This window comes from Frankia sp. RB5 (assembly GCF_059816245.1).
Genome location: NZ_JCBATA010000059.1, coordinates 35,415 through 50,782 on the forward strand (window position 1 = coordinate 35,415; position 15,368 = coordinate 50,782).

At 72.4% G+C, this 15,368-nt stretch carries 17 protein-coding genes and 1 pseudogene; 12 read left to right on the forward strand and 6 right to left on the reverse strand.

What is annotated here, in order from left to right:
- Positions 1-16: 16 nt before the first annotated feature.
- The 4 genes from AC6EXY_RS25540 to AC6EXY_RS25555 all read right to left on the reverse strand — a co-directional run bounded on the left by AC6EXY_RS25540 (position 17) and on the right by AC6EXY_RS25555 (position 3,180).
- On the reverse strand, positions 17-1,369 hold the full coding sequence (locus tag AC6EXY_RS25540; protein WP_101831228.1) for an ABC transporter substrate-binding protein: 1,353 nt from the start codon (positions 1,367-1,369) through the stop codon (positions 17-19).
- A gap of 115 nt (positions 1,370-1,484) precedes the next feature.
- Positions 1,485-2,576, reverse strand: coding sequence for a MarR family transcriptional regulator (locus AC6EXY_RS25545; protein WP_499818298.1), 1,092 nt, complete (start codon positions 2,574-2,576; stop codon positions 1,485-1,487).
- A gap of 11 nt (positions 2,577-2,587) precedes the next feature.
- A complete protein-coding gene (locus tag AC6EXY_RS25550) occupies positions 2,588-2,788 on the reverse strand; it encodes a hypothetical protein (RefSeq protein WP_133150628.1) in 201 nt (66 codons plus the stop codon).
- 224 nt (positions 2,789-3,012) lie between these two features.
- Complete coding sequence (locus AC6EXY_RS25555; RefSeq protein ID WP_165818310.1) at positions 3,013-3,180, reverse strand: hypothetical protein; 168 nt, start codon at positions 3,178-3,180, stop codon at positions 3,013-3,015.
- Between the two features lie 421 nt (positions 3,181-3,601).
- Between AC6EXY_RS25555 and AC6EXY_RS25560 the strand changes: the two genes are divergently transcribed.
- Together AC6EXY_RS25560 and AC6EXY_RS25565 are read left to right on the forward strand one after the other, a co-directional pair.
- Positions 3,602-4,090, forward strand: a complete 489-nt coding sequence (locus tag AC6EXY_RS25560) for a hypothetical protein (RefSeq protein WP_101831219.1) — start codon at positions 3,602-3,604, stop codon at positions 4,088-4,090.
- A 64-nt stretch (positions 4,091-4,154) separates the two neighbouring features.
- Positions 4,155-4,634 carry a DUF2752 domain-containing protein gene (locus AC6EXY_RS25565; RefSeq protein WP_243407375.1) on the forward strand — a complete coding sequence of 160 codons (480 nt, stop codon included), beginning with the start codon at positions 4,155-4,157 and terminating at the stop codon, positions 4,632-4,634.
- A gap of 34 nt (positions 4,635-4,668) precedes the next feature.
- Here the strand turns inward: AC6EXY_RS25565 and AC6EXY_RS25570 are convergent, their stop codons facing one another.
- On the reverse strand, positions 4,669-5,466 hold the full coding sequence (locus AC6EXY_RS25570; RefSeq protein ID WP_101831226.1) for a TrmH family RNA methyltransferase: 798 nt from the start codon (positions 5,464-5,466) through the stop codon (positions 4,669-4,671).
- Between the two features lie 72 nt (positions 5,467-5,538).
- Between AC6EXY_RS25570 and AC6EXY_RS25575 the strand changes: the two genes are divergently transcribed.
- Complete coding sequence (locus AC6EXY_RS25575) at positions 5,539-6,987, forward strand: 8-oxoguanine deaminase (RefSeq protein ID WP_101831218.1); 1,449 nt, start codon at positions 5,539-5,541, stop codon at positions 6,985-6,987.
- Complete coding sequence (add, locus tag AC6EXY_RS25580) at positions 6,984-8,045, forward strand: adenosine deaminase (protein ID WP_243407374.1); 1,062 nt, start codon at positions 6,984-6,986, stop codon at positions 8,043-8,045. Before AC6EXY_RS25575 ends, add begins: the two co-directional genes overlap by 4 nt.
- Here the strand turns inward: add and AC6EXY_RS25585 are convergent.
- On the reverse strand, positions 8,014-8,925 hold the full coding sequence (locus tag AC6EXY_RS25585) for a LysR family transcriptional regulator (RefSeq protein ID WP_499818297.1): 912 nt from the start codon (positions 8,923-8,925) through the stop codon (positions 8,014-8,016). The genes add and AC6EXY_RS25585 overlap by 32 nt on opposite strands.
- Positions 8,926-9,103: 178 nt before the next feature.
- Between AC6EXY_RS25585 and AC6EXY_RS25590 the strand changes: the two genes are divergently transcribed.
- From AC6EXY_RS25590 to AC6EXY_RS25625, 8 genes and pseudogenes are all read left to right on the forward strand, one after another.
- Complete coding sequence (locus tag AC6EXY_RS25590; protein ID WP_499818296.1) at positions 9,104-10,384, forward strand: amidohydrolase/deacetylase family metallohydrolase; 1,281 nt, start codon at positions 9,104-9,106, stop codon at positions 10,382-10,384.
- Between the two features lie 2 nt (positions 10,385-10,386).
- Positions 10,387-10,755 (forward strand): ferredoxin family protein, encoded by a 369-nt coding sequence (locus AC6EXY_RS25595; RefSeq protein WP_499818295.1) that lies wholly within the window; start codon positions 10,387-10,389, stop codon positions 10,753-10,755.
- Between the two features lie 20 nt (positions 10,756-10,775).
- A complete protein-coding gene (locus AC6EXY_RS25600) occupies positions 10,776-12,134 on the forward strand; it encodes a DUF6986 family protein (protein WP_499818294.1) in 1,359 nt (452 codons plus the stop codon).
- 122 nt (positions 12,135-12,256) lie between these two features.
- On the forward strand, positions 12,257-13,408 hold the full coding sequence (locus tag AC6EXY_RS25605) for an inorganic phosphate transporter (protein ID WP_243407626.1): 1,152 nt from the start codon (positions 12,257-12,259) through the stop codon (positions 13,406-13,408).
- Complete coding sequence (locus AC6EXY_RS25610) at positions 13,405-13,689, forward strand: hypothetical protein (protein WP_101832378.1); 285 nt, start codon at positions 13,405-13,407, stop codon at positions 13,687-13,689. Before AC6EXY_RS25605 ends, AC6EXY_RS25610 begins: the two co-directional genes overlap by 4 nt.
- A gap of 57 nt (positions 13,690-13,746) precedes the next feature.
- Positions 13,747-14,055, forward strand: coding sequence for a DUF3349 domain-containing protein (locus tag AC6EXY_RS25615; RefSeq protein ID WP_207770337.1), 309 nt, complete (start codon positions 13,747-13,749; stop codon positions 14,053-14,055).
- A 99-nt stretch (positions 14,056-14,154) separates the two neighbouring features.
- Complete coding sequence (locus AC6EXY_RS25620; RefSeq protein WP_499818293.1) at positions 14,155-14,817, forward strand: cysteine hydrolase family protein; 663 nt, start codon at positions 14,155-14,157, stop codon at positions 14,815-14,817.
- 331 nt (positions 14,818-15,148) lie between these two features.
- Positions 15,149-15,368: pseudogene (locus AC6EXY_RS25625) on the forward strand (hypothetical protein); the annotation flags it as partial.

The following is a 15,368-nucleotide window of genomic DNA, read 5'->3' on the forward strand; positions in this document are numbered from 1 at the left end:
CCTCTGTGCGTGTCCGTCAGCCTGCCGGGTAGGGCACGTTCGGGACGGTGTAGCAGGTGGTGTTCATGTCCCTGACCTGGCTCACCCAGCCGCCCTTGCCGCCGTTCGCCGAGTCCTGCCAGCGGGCGACGTTGAGGCAGTTACGCTCCTCGGCCGGTGCCTGGTTCAGCGCCTTGAAGTTGCGCCCGGTCGGGATGAGCAGGCCGTGGCCGTCGTAGTCCTTGCCGCTGGTCATGTACGCCTCGACGCACTTGCGGGTGACGTCGGCGCCGCAGGAGCGGATCGCGTCGGTCAGCCACTGGGCCGACGCGTAGCCCTCCAGCATCCACTCGTTCTCCTTGGCGACCCGGTCGGGCGCCGCGGCCTGCAGGTCCTTCTGGAACTGCGCGACCGCCGGGATCGAGGTGTCCTGGTAGTTCGCGGAGTTGCTGATCGCGTAGATCGTGTTCCGGCACTTCGGCGACGAGGCGTAGATCTGGCCGATGTTGTTCGCCCAGCCCTGCGACGTGGTCACCTTCGCCTGCACCGGCATCTGCTGGCTCTCGATGGCGTTGCACAGCTGTGCGTTGCCGCCGTCGTCCATGGCGTCGAAGACCACCTGGACACCGCGCCGCTTGAGGTCGAGCACCGCGGAGTCCCAGCTCGGGGCGCCGAGGTTGATCTGCTCCTCGACGACGGTGAAGCCCTCCTTGCGCAGGCCGTCGGCGATCGACTTGGCGTAGCGCTGCGAGGGGGCGACGTTGTAGTAGACGACGCCGGCGGTGGTGGCCTTCAGGTTCTCCTTCAACCACCGGTAGTTCTCGGTGCCCGCGTACAGCGTCCCGTTGAAGCCGGGGCGCCTGCCGTCCCGCGGGTAGTAGCTGCCGTAGATCGAGTACAGGTGCGGGAACTGGTCGTACTCGGTGCCAACCGGCTGGCCGCCGATGTCCGGCACGCCCTTGGAGTTGATGTACTGGGCGCCCGAGTACTGGAATGCCGTGACGCCGGCCAGCGCGAAGACCTTGTCGTCGTCGACGAGCTTGTGGGCACAGGTGACGTTCTGCTGGCCAGAGCCCTTGTCGTCACACTCGACGAGGTTGATGGTGCGGCCGTTGACGCCACCCGCGGCGTTGAGCGCCTTGAAGTAGGCGCGCGCCCCGTACAGCGACGCGGAGAACGTGTCAGGCCCGAAACCGCTGCTCAGGCCAGCGATCGAGCCGACCTTGATCTCGGTGGGCGTGACCCCGACGTCGGACGCGGTGTTGTTCGAGGCGCCCGCCGGAGCGCTGGAGCTCGATGGCGACGTCCCGCTGCTTCCGACCCGGCTGCCGCAGGCGACGAGCGCCAGCGACGACAGCATGAGGACGGCGACGAGCGACTTCGCTCGCATGGACATGCTCTCCCCTGGTAGATCGGTGACGCGCGGCCGATTCGGCCGGATCGATGTCCTCGGCACGCCGGCCCGACGATGGCCACGATGCCACCGCAGACTACGCACAGTTACATCATCCCGCGTTACGCACGAACATGCGGCGCCACCAGCTTCGACGCACCGGCGGTGTGTTGTTGCGCTCCACCGGTGTCTCCTGCGCGGGTGGAACGCTCCTTCCCTGCGTTCCTTCCCCACCCTCGACCTTCTCCCCGTCCCCGGGCTCCCCGACCTCCGCGGCCCCCCCGACGTCACTGTCGGGGATCGATGCCACGGGTGGGTAGGCCTCGGTGGAAGCCTTGTCGGCCCCGACGGGCTCGGCTACCGTACCGCCCGCCGGTGGCGTGACGTCACCCGGTGACGCGGGCGTGCTGGGGGCGATCGTGGTTCCGAGCTTCGCCATCGCCTCGTCGAGCGCGGCCAGCGCCTGCCCGAGCGCCGCCACCGGATCCTCCTCCTCCGTCGGAGCCGCAGGCACGGCGGCCTTCGCCGCCACCGGCACCACCGCCAGCTTCGGCGCCTGGGCCGGTTCCGGGATCACTGCCGGCTCCGGTGCCACTGCCGGCTCCGGGGGCAAGGCGGGTGTCACGGGAGGGTCCGCCACGGCGACGGACACGGCCGCGGGCGCCACCTCCACCGCGGGCTCGGGCTCCACCGCGGGCGCCACCTCCACCGCGGGCTCGGGCTCCACCGCGGGCGCCACCTCCACCGCGGGCTCGGGCTCCACCGCGGGCTCGGGCTCGGTGTCCGGCTCCGCCGGCGGCGCGGACACCTCGGCCCGGACCTCGGACGCCGCGACCGAGATCACCTCGTTGCGCGCAGGCTCGCTGGCGGGTATCGGCTCGGCGGCGACAGCCGGCTCCGGAGCGGGCTCATCCACGGGGTCGGGCTGCTCCGCCGACGGCACGACGGGCGCCGGGTCGGCGACGGGCGCGGGATCCGCGACGGTTTCGGGGGCCGGCGCGCCACCCACGGCGGGCGCCGCCCGATTGATGATCAGACCGCCCGGGCCCGAGGCGCGGTTCAGCTGTCCTGCCTGGGCGAGCCGCCGGCAGACCTGGTTCACCGTTCCCCGGCTCGCCCCGATCGCGGTCGCCAGCCTGCCATCGTCCATTCCCTCGGGAACCTTGGCGAGCTGGTCGAGTATCCGCTCAGCAACAGTAGCCACAAAACGGGACGCTATACGTCATCTGACAATCGGCCGCAAGCGGGGTCGTCCCACGTCGCCATCGTGTCCATACCGCTGCCGTTGGCATCCGCAAATGCCCATCCTCCGCCATCATCGATGACGTTGATGCCATCCCACTGCTTCCATGACCGGCGTCGAGTTCCATGGCCGGCCAGATAGATGATCCGGCGCTCCATCGCCGCATCCACCACGCTGGGCAATCCTTTAAATACTATGAGTCCCAGATCGGGAGCTGACACCTGACCGGTGCGGACCGCCTCACAGTCCGGCATGGCGTACCGCTCGCCATCTTTCCGCGCCGGATCGACGCGAGGTGAGCATGCACGCCGACGGGAGAACGGTTCGCCGGGGACCGGTTGGCGCGGTCACTACTCCTCTCGACGGTTCAGGCCACCCCGCGCCCGGTCTGGCCGGGTCACGCCTCCGTCGGGCCCGAGGACGCGATGCCGTAGGTGAGGACGCCGCCCAGGGGCGCGCCGAGCCCGGTGATGACCTCCGGTCTCTTCTTCGGGCTGATGGTGATCCTGGCCGGGTTGGGCGCGCCCGGACTCGTCTGCCTCGCCGTGGCGCTTGCCGGGTTCACAGTGACTCAGCGGGCGCTGTCCCGGCTCGTGGTCGTCTACGGCGCCATGGTCACGCTCAACATCGCGGTAGCCGGAAGGGTCTTCTCCGCGAACACGATGCTCCCGCCGGGTAGCGCGCCGGCCGAGGACGGGTTTGCCGACACATGCGCGGCGCTGCACCCATCCTCGTGCCGGCCACAGTGCTGCGCACGATGGCGACGTTCATGGCGCTGCTCTGGCTGATTGCCGCCGTCGCGGCGCTGACGCGAAGGCCCGATGGCGGGCTTAGCATGGCCCGTCCGGGGAAGTGCACTATCGAAGCGTGCCGGGGACGGCCGGGACGCACTGATGCCGGTATCGGCCGGATGCCGCCCGCGGCGCTCCGTCTTGGGGCGCCTGTAGGGCGGGTCGTTCCGGGCCGCGCCGGCTGAGGAGGTAACCGTGACGCAGCCGGCCCCGGATCCCGGGTCGTGGGCCAACGAGGACGCGCCACTGGAGTCCACCGAGATGTTGGACAGCGACGATCTCGGCTCGACCGACGCCGGCCGCGACCCGCTCGACGACAGCTGGGACGCGCCGGACCGGCCGAGCTCCGCCACCCGGTATCCGAACACCCCCCGGGAGGAGCGGCAGGGCGCCTCGTTCGACCGGCTGCTGTCCGCGGAACTGCCCGACGCCGACCCCTACGCGGAGGCCGAGCGGCGCGAGTCCGGCGCGGTCCTCGACGCGGACGCCTACGGCGTGGGCAGCACCGGGCTCATGGCCGACGACCAGACCGACGGGGAGGTGTCCGCCCTGGTCGAGCCGGACCGCGTCGCCGGTGAGGACGGCGGTCTGTACGCCCGCGAGACCCGCCGCGCCCGCGGGCGCGGGCGCGAGGACGACGGCTGGTCCCCCACCGCGGAGGAGAGCGCCCTGCACCTCGACTGACCTGCACCTCGACTGACCTGCACCTCGACTGAGCCCAGGACCGCCGCGGACTACGCTCGTCGACGTGACGGTCACCAGGCCTGTGGCACCCGGCGTCGCCCCCGCCAGTGCGGCCGGCGGCTTCTGGTCGCCGCGGGTCTGGTCGCCGCGGGCCCGCCTCACCGGGTTCGCCGCCGTGGGCGCGCTCGCGGTCGCGGCCTGCGTTCGCCTGTACCTCGTCGATCCGGCACGCCCCGGGCACTATCCGCTCTGCCCGTTCCGCTGGGCGACCTCGCTGGACTGCCCCGGGTGCGGCTCGCTGCGCGCGGCGCACCAGCTCCTGCACGGCCATCCGGTCGCGGCGGCGGACTACAACCTGTTCTTCGTCGTGGTGGCGCCGATCCTGGTCGCCGGCTGGGCGCTGGCCCTGGCCCGGCTCGCCGGTTGGCGGCGCCGGCTGCCCCGGGTCCCGCCGCGGCTGCTGCCCGCGATCCCGGTGCTGGTCATCGCGTTCTGGGTGGCGCGCAACCTGCCCCTGCCCGGCTGCACCTGGCTGGCAGCGTGAGCTGACCGCGTGAGCTGGGCTGCCTGAGCAGGCCTCAGCGTCGTCCCAGCAGATAGCAGGCGATGGCCGCGGTGGCCGCGACGTTCAGGGAGTCGACACCGTGCGCCATCGGGATCCGCACCCGGGCACTCGCCGCCGCCTGCGCCACCGCGGACAGCCCGGGTCCCTCACTGCCCAGCAGCAGCGCCACCCGCGCGAGCCCGCCGACGTGAGCGGCGAAGGTCCCGAGGTCCTCGGCGTCGGCGGCGGGCGTCAGCGCCAGCAGCCCGAAGCCGGCGTCGCGCAACTGGCGCAGGGCATCCGGCCACGGGTCGAGACGCGCGTAGGGGACGGCGAACACCTCGCCCATCGACACCCGCACGCAGCGCCGGTACAGCGGGTCGGCGCAGCGCGGGCTGAGCAGCACCGCGTCCATGCCCAGGCCCGCGGCCGACCGGAAGATCGCGCCGAGGTTGGTGTGGCTCACGATGTCCTCGCAGACCAGCAGCCGGCGGGCGGCGGCGAGCAGATCGGCGGCGGGCAGGGGCGGGCGGCGGCACATCGACGCGAGCGCGCCACGGTGCACCTCGAACCCGGTGATCGCGGCGAGCACCTCCGGGCCTGCGACGTAGATCGGCACGCCGGCGGGCAGGTCCGGCGGGACGGCGGTGAGCCGCGCCGGCGACACCAGCACCGAGCGCGGCCGGTAGCCGGCCCGCAGCGCGCGGTCGATGACCCGCTCGCCCTCGGCGATGAACAGGCCGTCCGCCGGCTCCCGGCGCCGGCGCAGCGCCACGTCGGTGAGGGCGACGTAGTCGTCGACCCGCGGGTCGGCCGGATCCTCGATGCTGATCGTCACGCCCGGAACCTCCAGGGGCTGCCCGCGTCACCCGCGTGAAACGCGCGGGTCGCAGAATCTGCGGCCATGACCCTGCCATCCCCCGCCGTTGCCCGTGCCATCACCGCTCCCGTGCACGCTGACCTGCTTGTCTCGGGTGCCGAGCTGGTCGCGACGATGGACGCCGACCGCCGGGAGATCCGCGGCGGCTGGGTCGCGGTGACGGATGGCCTGGTCAGCGCGATCGGCGGCCCGGGCGACCCACCACCCCCCGCCGCCCGCGTGCTGCCCGCCGGCGGCGGCCTCGTCACCCCCGGTCTGGTGAACACCCATCACCACATCTACCAGAACCTCACCCGGGCGTTCGCCCCCGCCCTGGACGGCACCCTGTTCACCTGGCTGTCCACGCTGTATCCATTGTGGTCGAGGCTCGACGAGGAGGCGGTCCACGTCTCCGCGCACGTCGGGCTGACCGAGCTGGCGCTCGGCGGATGCACGACGAGCACCGACCATCTGTACGTGCATCCGCGCGGCGGCGGCGACCTGATCTCGGCGGAGATCGCGGCCGCGGCGGAACTCGGGATGCGGTTCCACCCGACCCGCGGCTCGATGTCGCTGTCGGTGAAGGACGGCGGGCTGCCGCCGGACTCCGTCGTCCAGGATGATGACGAGATCCTCGCCGAGTCGCAGCGGCTCGTCGACCGGCATCACGACCCGTCGTGGGGGGCGATGACGCGGGTGGCGCTCGCGCCGTGCTCGCCGTTCTCGGTGCGCCCGGAGCTGATGCGCGCGACCGCCGAGCTCGCCGAGCGGCTCGACGTGCGACTGCACACCCACCTCGCCGAGGACCCGGAGGAGGACGACTACTGCCTGGCGGTGTTCGGGCGCCGTCCCATCGACCAGTTCGCCGAGGTCGGCTGGGGCGGGGACCGGGCGTGGGTGGCGCACTGCATCTGCCCGAACCCCGAGGAGATCGCCCGGCTCGGCACCTGGGGCACCGGGGTGGCGCACTGCCCCAGCAGCAACATGATCCTCGGCGGTGGGCTCGCGCCGGTCGCCGAGCTGCGCGCCGCCGGGGTGCCGGTGGGGCTGGGCTGCGACGGCTCGTCGTCGGCGGACTCGGCGTCGCTGTGGCTGGAAGCCCGCACCGCGATGCTGCTCGGCCGGCTGCGCCACGGCGCCGCGTCGACGTCGGCCCGCGACGCCCTCGAGATCGCCACCCGCGGCGGCGCGGGCTGCCTCGGCCGGGTCGGGGAGATCGGCGAGCTGTCGGTCGGCGCGGTCGGCGATCTGGTCGTCTGGCCGCTGGACGGGGTCGCCTTCGCCGGAGCGCTGTCGGACCCGATCGACGCCTGGCTGCGCTGCGGCCCGGTCGCCGCCCGGCACACGGTCGTCGCCGGCCGGCCCGTCGTCGAGGACGGGCGGCCCACGCACCCCGACCTGCCGGCGATGCTCGACCGCCACCGCGTCCTCGCCACCGGCATCCAGCAGGCCTTCGACAAGGCTGGCCTTGACCCGTCAGCAGCGCGGCGGTGACCGATACGGCGCTGGCGGCGGCGCTCGACGCGCTGCCCAAGGTGGAGCTGCACTGCCACGTCGAGGGGACGATGCGGCCCGCGACGGTCGTCGAGCTCGCGACCCGGGCCGGCATCCCGCTGCCGACGACGGACGTGACCGAGCTGTACTCCTACCGTTCGCTCGACGAGTTCCTCTCGGTGTTCTGGCTGGTCCAGTCCACGCTGACCGGACGCGATGACTGGGCCCGGCTCGGCTACGAGAGCGTGCTCGACGCGGCGGCCCACGGCCGCGTCTACGCCGAGCTGTTCTTCACCCCGGCGCGCCATCTCACCGCCGGCTCACGCCTGCGCGACATCGTCGCCGGGCTCGACGAGGGATTCGCCGCGGCCGAGGCGGAGACCGGGTCGACGGCGATGCTCATCGCCGACATCGACCGCGCCTTCGGCCCGTCCGCCGGCGTGGCGATGGTCGACGAGCTCGGCGATCTGCGCCGAGGCGGAGCGACGGGCATGCAACGTGTACTCGGCGTCGGCATGGACTCGACCGAGCTCGGCATCGACCCGGCGTCGTTCCGCGACGCCTACCGGCTCGCCGCCCGCCACGGCTTCCGTCTGACCGGGCACCAGGGCGAGAACAGCCCGCCCTCGGCGATCGCCACGTTGGTCGACGTGCTCGGCGCCGAGCGCGTCGACCACGGACTGTCCCTCGTCGCAGATCCCGCGCTCGTCGCCCGCTTCGCCGCCGAGCGGATCCCGCTCACCGTCTGCCCGAACTCCAACATCCGCATCGCGAACGCGTTCGGCTCGCTCGCCGAGCACCCGTTCCCGGCGATGCGCTCCGCCGGCCTGCTCGCCACCCTCAACACCGACGATCCCGCTCTGACCGACCTCGACCTCGGCTACGAGTACGCCTCGGCGGCTGACACGTTCGGCTACTCGTTCGACGACATGGTCACGATCGCCCTGGACGGCATCACCGCCAGCTGGCTGCCCGCCGACGACGCCCGTGCCCTGCGCACCCGCGTCCAGAACGCCGCCAACGCCCTTAGACCGGCGGTGCCCCACCAGGACGCGTGAGGCCGACGTCGAGGGTGGAGACGAGGTCGACGAAGCCGAGCGCGGCCGGGGCGAAGGCCGCGCGGGCGTAGGCGACGACCTCGCGGACCGGCGCGTCGGCCAGATCCACCCGGTGCGCCGCGAGATCGTGCGGCACCGCCGGCTCCGGCACCAGCGCGGCGCCGAGGCCGGCGGCGGCGAGCCGGACCGCCGCGTCCACCTGCCGCGTCTCGACGACACCCCGCGGGGTGAACCCGGCCGCCGCGCACACCTCCCGCACAAGCTGGCACAACCCGTGATCGGGCGCGTAGAGGACCCAGTCCTGGTCGGCGAAGGCGGCGAGCGCGACGCCCGCGAGCCCGGCCCGCGGGTCGGTGCGCGGCACCACCACGACGAACCGCTCGTGGCCCAGCCACCGCACCGGCCCCGACCAGCTCGCCGGGCGCGGCCCGATGCCGACGTCAGCCTCCCCCGCCGCCATGAACGCCTCCAGTGCCCCCCGGTTCGGGAACTCGGTGATCCGCAGGGCGACATCGGTGTGCCTGGGCCGCCAGTGAGCGACGGCCCGCGGCAGCACCCAGGTGGCCAGCGACGTCACGGTCGCGACGTGCAGCGCCCCGCCACCGTGCCCCGCCGCCGCCCGGGTGCGGGCAATCGCCCCCTCCGCCGCGGCGACCGCGGCCCGCGCGCCGTCGAGGAACACCCGCCCGGCCGCGGTCAGCCGCACCCCACGGGTCGTCCGTTCGAGCAGCTCCACCTCCAGCTGCCGCTCGAGGGCACGGATCTGCTGGGACAGCGACGGCTGCGCGATGTGCAGCCGGTCCGCGGCCCGGGTGAACGAGCCGTCCTCGGCGACGGCGATGAAGTAGGCCGCCTGCCGAAGGTTCAGCCATCCCCGCATCCTTCAGTTCTATCCCGCAATCCATAGGCGAACGCCTATGGATTGCGGGCACTCTGGGTCTTGGACGGGCACCCCCACGGCGACGGACGATCGAAGGCGATCGGACCAGTTCGCCGACGACGTGGTCGGCTCGGACGCCCGCCCCGGCCTCGGCGTCCCAGCAGATAGGACACGCACGGTGACCAATGTCATCCTCGCCGGCGGCCGGGTCATCGACCCCGCCCGCGGCCTCGACCTCGTCGCCGACGTCGTCTGCGCCGACGGCCGGATCCGGTCCGTCAAGCCCCCCGACACCGGACCGCACCCCGCCGGCGCGACGGTGATCGACTGCACCGGGCTGCTGGTCACGCCGGGGCTGATCGACCTGCACACCCACGTCTACCCCGGTCTGGGCGACTTCTGCGTGCATCCCGACCGGGCGGGCGTCGACGTCGGCGTGCCGGTCGTCGTCGACGGGGGGACGTCCGGCGTGCGGACGTTCGGACTGGCCCGCGCCTTCACCGAGAGCGAGGCGGTGCGCACCCGGGTGCTCGCCTTCCTCGACCCGTGTCTGCTCTACCTGGCGACGAAGGACTTCATCGCGCACCGCCTGGAGATCGCCAACGACCCGCGCAACCTGGACCTCGACGCCACCGCCGCGACCGTCGACGAGCACCGGGATATGATCGTCGGCTTCAAGGTGCGGGCCACCACCACCGGTGACCCGCGGCACTCGCCGTTCCTGGAGGGCGCGAAGTCGATCGCCGGCGACCTGCCGATCATGGTGCATCTGGGCCGCTACCCGCACACGCCGAGCCTGGCGAACCTCGACGCGATCACCGCGCTGCGCCCCGGCGACATCGTGACCCACGCCTTCCGTGGCCACTCCGGGATCCTGGTCGACAGCGGCATCGGCAGGGCCGTCGACCCGCGCTTCGCCGCCGCCGTCGAGGCGGGCGTACGCCTGGACGTCGGCCATTCCGGCTCCGACTTCCGTTTCGCCGCCGCCCGCGCGCTGCTCGATCTCGGCTATCCGCCGACCACGATCAGCACCGACCTGAACCTGTTCAACATGTCCGGCCCCGTCTGGTCGCTGCCGGAGACGATGTCGAAGATCTGGGCGCTCGGCGTCGACCTCGTCGACGTCATCGCCATGGTGACGGCTAACTCGGCGGCGGCGATCGGCCGCGGTGACGAGCTCGGCACCCTCGACGTCGGCCGGGATGCCGAGGTCAGCGTCCTGCGAGTGGAGACGGGTGACTTCGAACTCACGGACGGTTTCGAAACAGTTCGCCATCCCCGCCGGCTCGCCCCCGTCGGCTGCCTGCGAGCGGGTGTTTGGTACAAATCACGCGAGCAGCTCACATCGCACGAGCAGCTCACGCCGGGCCGCACCGCGGCCCCCCGGGACGCCGCCGTCGGCGCCGCGCATCGACCCCCCCGATCGGTGCGCCACGCGTCGGCGGCGGCTTCGGGGTGATCATGGTTTACATCATCACCGCGGCGTGCCTCGACGTCATGGACCGCTCCTGCGTGGACGAGTGTCCCGTCGACTGCGTCTACGAGGGCCGCCGCAAGCTCTACATCCATCCCGAAGAGTGCATCGACTGCGGAGCCTGCGCACGGGTCTGCCCGGTCGACGCGATCAGTTGGGACCGCGACGCCGACGCGGACCCCACCGCCACCGATCTCACCGCCACCGACGAGATCCGCGCGCACCTCGACGACGCGCACGCCTTCTTCTACCGCCCACTGCCGGGACGCCCCACACCGATCGGCGCCCCGGGCGGCGCCACCGCCCTCGGCCCTCTCGGCGTCGACACCGCCCGGACCGAGTCCCGGCCGGCCTGAGCCCACTACGCTGCCGCCCCATGCCGAGCCGCCGCCCCCTACCGAGCCGCCGCCCCCTGCCGACGCTGCCCGACGACCTGCTCGCCCGCCTGACCGCCCCGCTCGCCGCCGTGGACGCCGATCTCACCGCCCGCCACCCCGCCGCCAGCGCGGACGCCGACGCCCACTCCGACGCCCGCCGTTCCCAGCCCGTCCACACCTGCTACCTGCCGGCGGACCAGATGAGCCCGGACATCGTCCCCGTCTGGGCCGCGCGGGCGACCATGCTGCTGGCCGCACACGGCGGCGATCCCGCGACGCTGGCGGCCGCGACCGGCGGCGACCCGCACCCCGCCACGGCGGCCGCGGTGCACGCCCACGTCACCCGCGTCCTCGCCACCGAGCCGATCCAGGATCTGCGCGTCGATCTGGAGGACGGCTACGGTCCGCGACCCGACGCCGTCGAGGACGCCGACACCGAGCGCGCCGCCGCTGCGCTGCGGGCCGCGTCCGCCACCGGCACCCTCCCCGCTCGCTACGGGCTGCGACCGAAGTCCCTCGACCCGACGGTGCGCGCCCGAGGCCTGCGCAGCCTGGACCTGTTCCTGAGCGCGCTTGTCGCCGACGCCGCACCGCCGCCGCCCGGCCTGGTCCTGACCCTGCCGAAGGTCGGCGACCCACGGCAGCTCACGGTGTTCGTCGCGGTGCTGACCGAACTGGAGCGCCGCCTCGGTCTCGCTCCCATCGGTGTCGAGGTGCAGGTCGAGACGCCCGCGGCGGTGCTCGCCCTGCCCGAGCTGGTGACCGCCGGACTGGCGCTCGGGCCTGGGCGCCTGGTCGGCCTGCACGTCGGCACCTACGACTACTCCGCGTCGCTGGGCATCGGCGCCGCCGACCAGGCGAGTGATCACCCGGCGGTGGAACACGCGACGACGATGATGCAGCTGGCCGCGGCCGGCACCGGCATCGAGGTCGCGGACGGCTCGTCGAACCTGCTGCCCACGGACGAGCAGCCCAGCGACGAGCGGACCGTGCACCGAGCCTGGCGCCGGCACGCGGACCTGGTCCGCCGGGCCTGGCACCGCGGCCTCTACCAGGGCTGGGACCTGCATCCCGGCCAGCTGGTGAGCCGGCACGCGGCCGTCAGCGGTTGCCTGCTGGCCGGCCTCGACGCGGCACTGGCCCGGCTCGGCGCCTATGTCTCTGGGATCGAGGGCGCTGGGATCGAGGGCGCTGGAACCGTGAGCGGTGCGATCGCCGACGAGCCGGCGACCGGGCGGGCGCTGGCCGGTCACGTCCGCCGCGCGCTGGACGCGGGCCTGCTCGACGACGCGGGACTGGCCGCGGCCGGCCTGCACCGAACGGTGGTCGACCGGCTCGCCACCGCCTCCCCGAGCTAAACCCAATGGAACGCGTGCGCAGCATTAACACTGGGTAAATAGATGGGAAAATCGCTGACCATCAGGCTGTGAGTTCTCATGACAGGTCGACATGTCACCCGTCCACGGTTACAACAGTCATCGTGAACGACGGCGTGTTGGTACTGGTGGTCATGACGGCGCTGGCCTTCGACTTCACGAACGGTTTCCATGACACCGGCAACGCGATGGCGACGTCGATCGCGACGGGGGCACTACCGCCGAAGATCGCCGTCGCACTGTCAGGAGCGTTGAATCTCGTCGGCGCCTTCCTGTCGCTGAGCGTGGCCGCGACCATCGCGAGCGGGCTGGTCAACACCCATCTCGTGACCCTCACCGTGGTGTTCGCCGGACTGGTCGGCGGCATTACCTGGAATCTGCTCACCTGGTTCTTCGGAATCCCCTCCAGCTCATCTCACGCGCTCATCGGGGGCGTCATCGGAGCGACCATGGCCGCCGCCGGATCACACGGCGTCAAATGGCATGGAGTTGTCTCGAAAGTCATCATTCCGGCCGGGCTGTCGCCCGTCATCGCGGGTCTGATCGCGACCTGCGGCACCTATCTGGTCTACCGACTGAGCCGCAACGTGCCCGACGGCACCCGCAACCACGGTTTCCGCATCGGCCAGATCGGGTCCGCGTCGCTGGTCTCCCTCGCTCACGGCACGAACGACGCCCAGAAGACGATGGGTGTCATCACCCTGGCCCTCATCGCCAACGGCACCCTGAACTCCGGTGACCAGGCCCCGTTCTGGGTGATCCTGAGCTGCGCGATCGCGATCAGCGCCGGCACCTACCTGGGCGGCTGGCGGGTCATCCGGACCCTGGGCAAGGGCCTGGTGGAGATCGACTCGCCGCAGGGCATGGCCGCCGAGTCCTCCTCGGCCGCGACCATCCTGCTGTCCAGCCACTTCGGCTACTCCCTGTCCACGACGCACGTCGCGACCGGCTCGATCCTCGGCACCGGGCTCGGCCGCAAGGGCGCCGAGGTCCGCTGGGGGGTGGCCGGCCGGATGGCCACCGCGTGGCTGCTGACCCTGCCAGCCGCCGGCCTCGTCGGCGCGATCTGCTATTGGATCGCCGACGGCATCGGCGGCACCGCCGGCGTGGTCGTCGTCTTCGCCATCCTGGTGATCGCCTCGGTGGCGCTGTACCTGCAGGCCCGCAAGACTCCCGTCAGCCACCACAACGTCAACGCCGAGTGGGACGGCACGGTGGTCCCGGCCGACGCCAAGAAGGAGCCGATCGCAGCATGAACTCCTGGATCGACCTGGACGCGCTGTGGCACATCGTGGCGGTCGGCCTGCTGGCCGGCGCCGGTCTGCCGGCGGTGTTCGCGCTCGGACTGCGCGCCGTCAGCCTGCCCGGCCGCGGCGGCGCCCCCGATGCCGAAACCACCCCCGATGCCAGGACCACCCCCGGTGCCGACCGGATCATCGGCACCAACCCGATCGGCATCGCCGCCGGAGCCCTCTGCTTCGCGATCGTGCTGGCCGGCATCGCCTGGGGCATCTACTCCGTCGTCGCCGGGACCTGACCCCTCGCGGATCCACGTAGGCCCAGTCCTCACGTAAGGAAGGTGAACGGCGTGGCGATGCCGCCGTTTCTGGCATCGGTCATCGAGTGGCTGCGCGCCGGGTACCCCGAGGGCGTCCCCGAGCACGACTACCTGCCACTGTTCGCACTACTGCGACGCAAGCTGACCGATGACGAGGTGACCACCATCGCCGACGAGCTGAGCGCCCACGGCGACCCCGCGTCAGTCCTCGCGATCCACACCGCGATCGCCGAGGTCACCCAACAGCCCCCACTGGACGGCGACATCAACCGCGTCAGCGCCCACCTCGCCGCCGGCGGCTGGCCCCTCGCCGACCCAGCCCGCACGACTCCGGACGGCGCCTGACCCCGGAGCTCGTACCGGCGGAGCTCATGACAACGGCTTCTGGCGGGCATCAGCACTGGTACTTGGACTCCACGGCGACCGTTCCCCGACGATGGGCCGGTGCCCGGATCATCCTCGGTGAACGGGTGGGCGCTGCTCACCATCGACGTCCAGAACGACTGGAGCCTGCCGGCCTCCCCGCACGCGGTCCCCGGCACCGACGAGCGGGTACCGACCATGGCCCGGGTCGTGGCCGGCTTCCGCGCCGCCGGGCTGCCGGTCATCCACGTCGTGCGCCTCTACCTCGCCGACGGCTCCAACGCGGAGCTGTGCCGGCGCGACCGCGTGGCCGCCGGGCCTCCCCTCGTCCGACCGGGCGGTCCCGGCAGCCAGGTCCGCGCCGAGCTGCACCCCGACCACCCGTTCGTCCTCGACCATCCCGCCCTGCTGGCCGGCGGCCTCCAGCGGGTCGGCCCCGCGGAGTGGGCGATGTACAAACCCCGATGGGGGGCGTTCTTCGCGACCCCGCTCGAGGATCACCTGCGGGCGATCGGGGCCGAGACGGTGGTCGTGATCGGCACCAACTTCCCGAACTGCCCGCGGACCACCGTCTACGAGGCCAGCGAACGTGACTTCGGGCTGATCGTCGTCCCCGACGCCCTCTCCCAGGGCTATCCCCGGGCCTTCGACGAGTGCGCCGGGATCGGCGCCCGACTCCTCTCCGCGGACGACCTGCTCACCCAGCTATCAACAGCCGCGAACGTGGGCTCGCCGCAACGCTGACCAGCCGCTGACCGCCGTTCCGCCAGCGGCGACCCGCGGCGACCGTCGATCGCGGGACTCGATGGCACCGGTCTTCCCCGATCCACCGTCGGAGCCACGCCAGCGCTCGGTCGTTTTTCACACGCGATCACCAACCGATCGCCATCCGGTAGACCGTGCCGGCGGATCGGCCGACTCCATGCGGTCCCGCCGGACCCGGGTTTCTCGCCCCTACGGTGATCGTCCCGTGCTGGAGGGAGCCTTTACGTCAAGGCAAAAAACTGTCGGAGGCAGGTGCGAGGATCAACCCCGTCCGTTGATCGTCCACTCACCCCTGAACCAGGTGACCGCCATGGCCCCCGACCCCACACCGCCGCCCGACACCGCCCAGCCGGACACGGCCGCACCACCCTCCGGCGCGATACCCGCCGAGCAGGACGCCGAGGACCTCGCGGAACTCGCCGATCTCGCCCTCAACGCCGACAACGTGCCCACCGAGGTACTCGGAGACGCGATCCGCCGCTGGTCCGGACGCCTCACCGCCGGCACCTGCCTATGGCTGTGCCTCATCG

What these genes read in the sequence shown, in the direction of transcription:
- AC6EXY_RS25540 (WP_101831228.1), bottom strand. Translation starts at nt 1,369, where the DNA reads ATGCGAGCGAAGTCGCTCGTCGCCGTCCTCATGCTGTCGTCGCTGGCG.
- AC6EXY_RS25575 (WP_101831218.1), top strand. Translation starts at nt 5,539, where the DNA reads ATGACCCTGCCATCCCCCGCCGTTGCCCGTGCCATCACCGCTCCCGTG.
- AC6EXY_RS25585 (WP_499818297.1), bottom strand. Translation starts at nt 8,925, where the DNA reads ATGCGGGGATGGCTGAACCTTCGGCAGGCGGCCTACTTCATCGCCGTC.
- AC6EXY_RS25595 (WP_499818295.1), top strand. Translation starts at nt 10,387, where the DNA reads ATGGTTTACATCATCACCGCGGCGTGCCTCGACGTCATGGACCGCTCC.
- AC6EXY_RS25600 (WP_499818294.1), top strand. Translation starts at nt 10,776, where the DNA reads ATGCCGAGCCGCCGCCCCCTACCGAGCCGCCGCCCCCTGCCGACGCTG.
- AC6EXY_RS25610 (WP_101832378.1), top strand. Translation starts at nt 13,405, where the DNA reads ATGAACTCCTGGATCGACCTGGACGCGCTGTGGCACATCGTGGCGGTC.
- AC6EXY_RS25615 (WP_207770337.1), top strand. Translation starts at nt 13,747, where the DNA reads ATGCCGCCGTTTCTGGCATCGGTCATCGAGTGGCTGCGCGCCGGGTAC.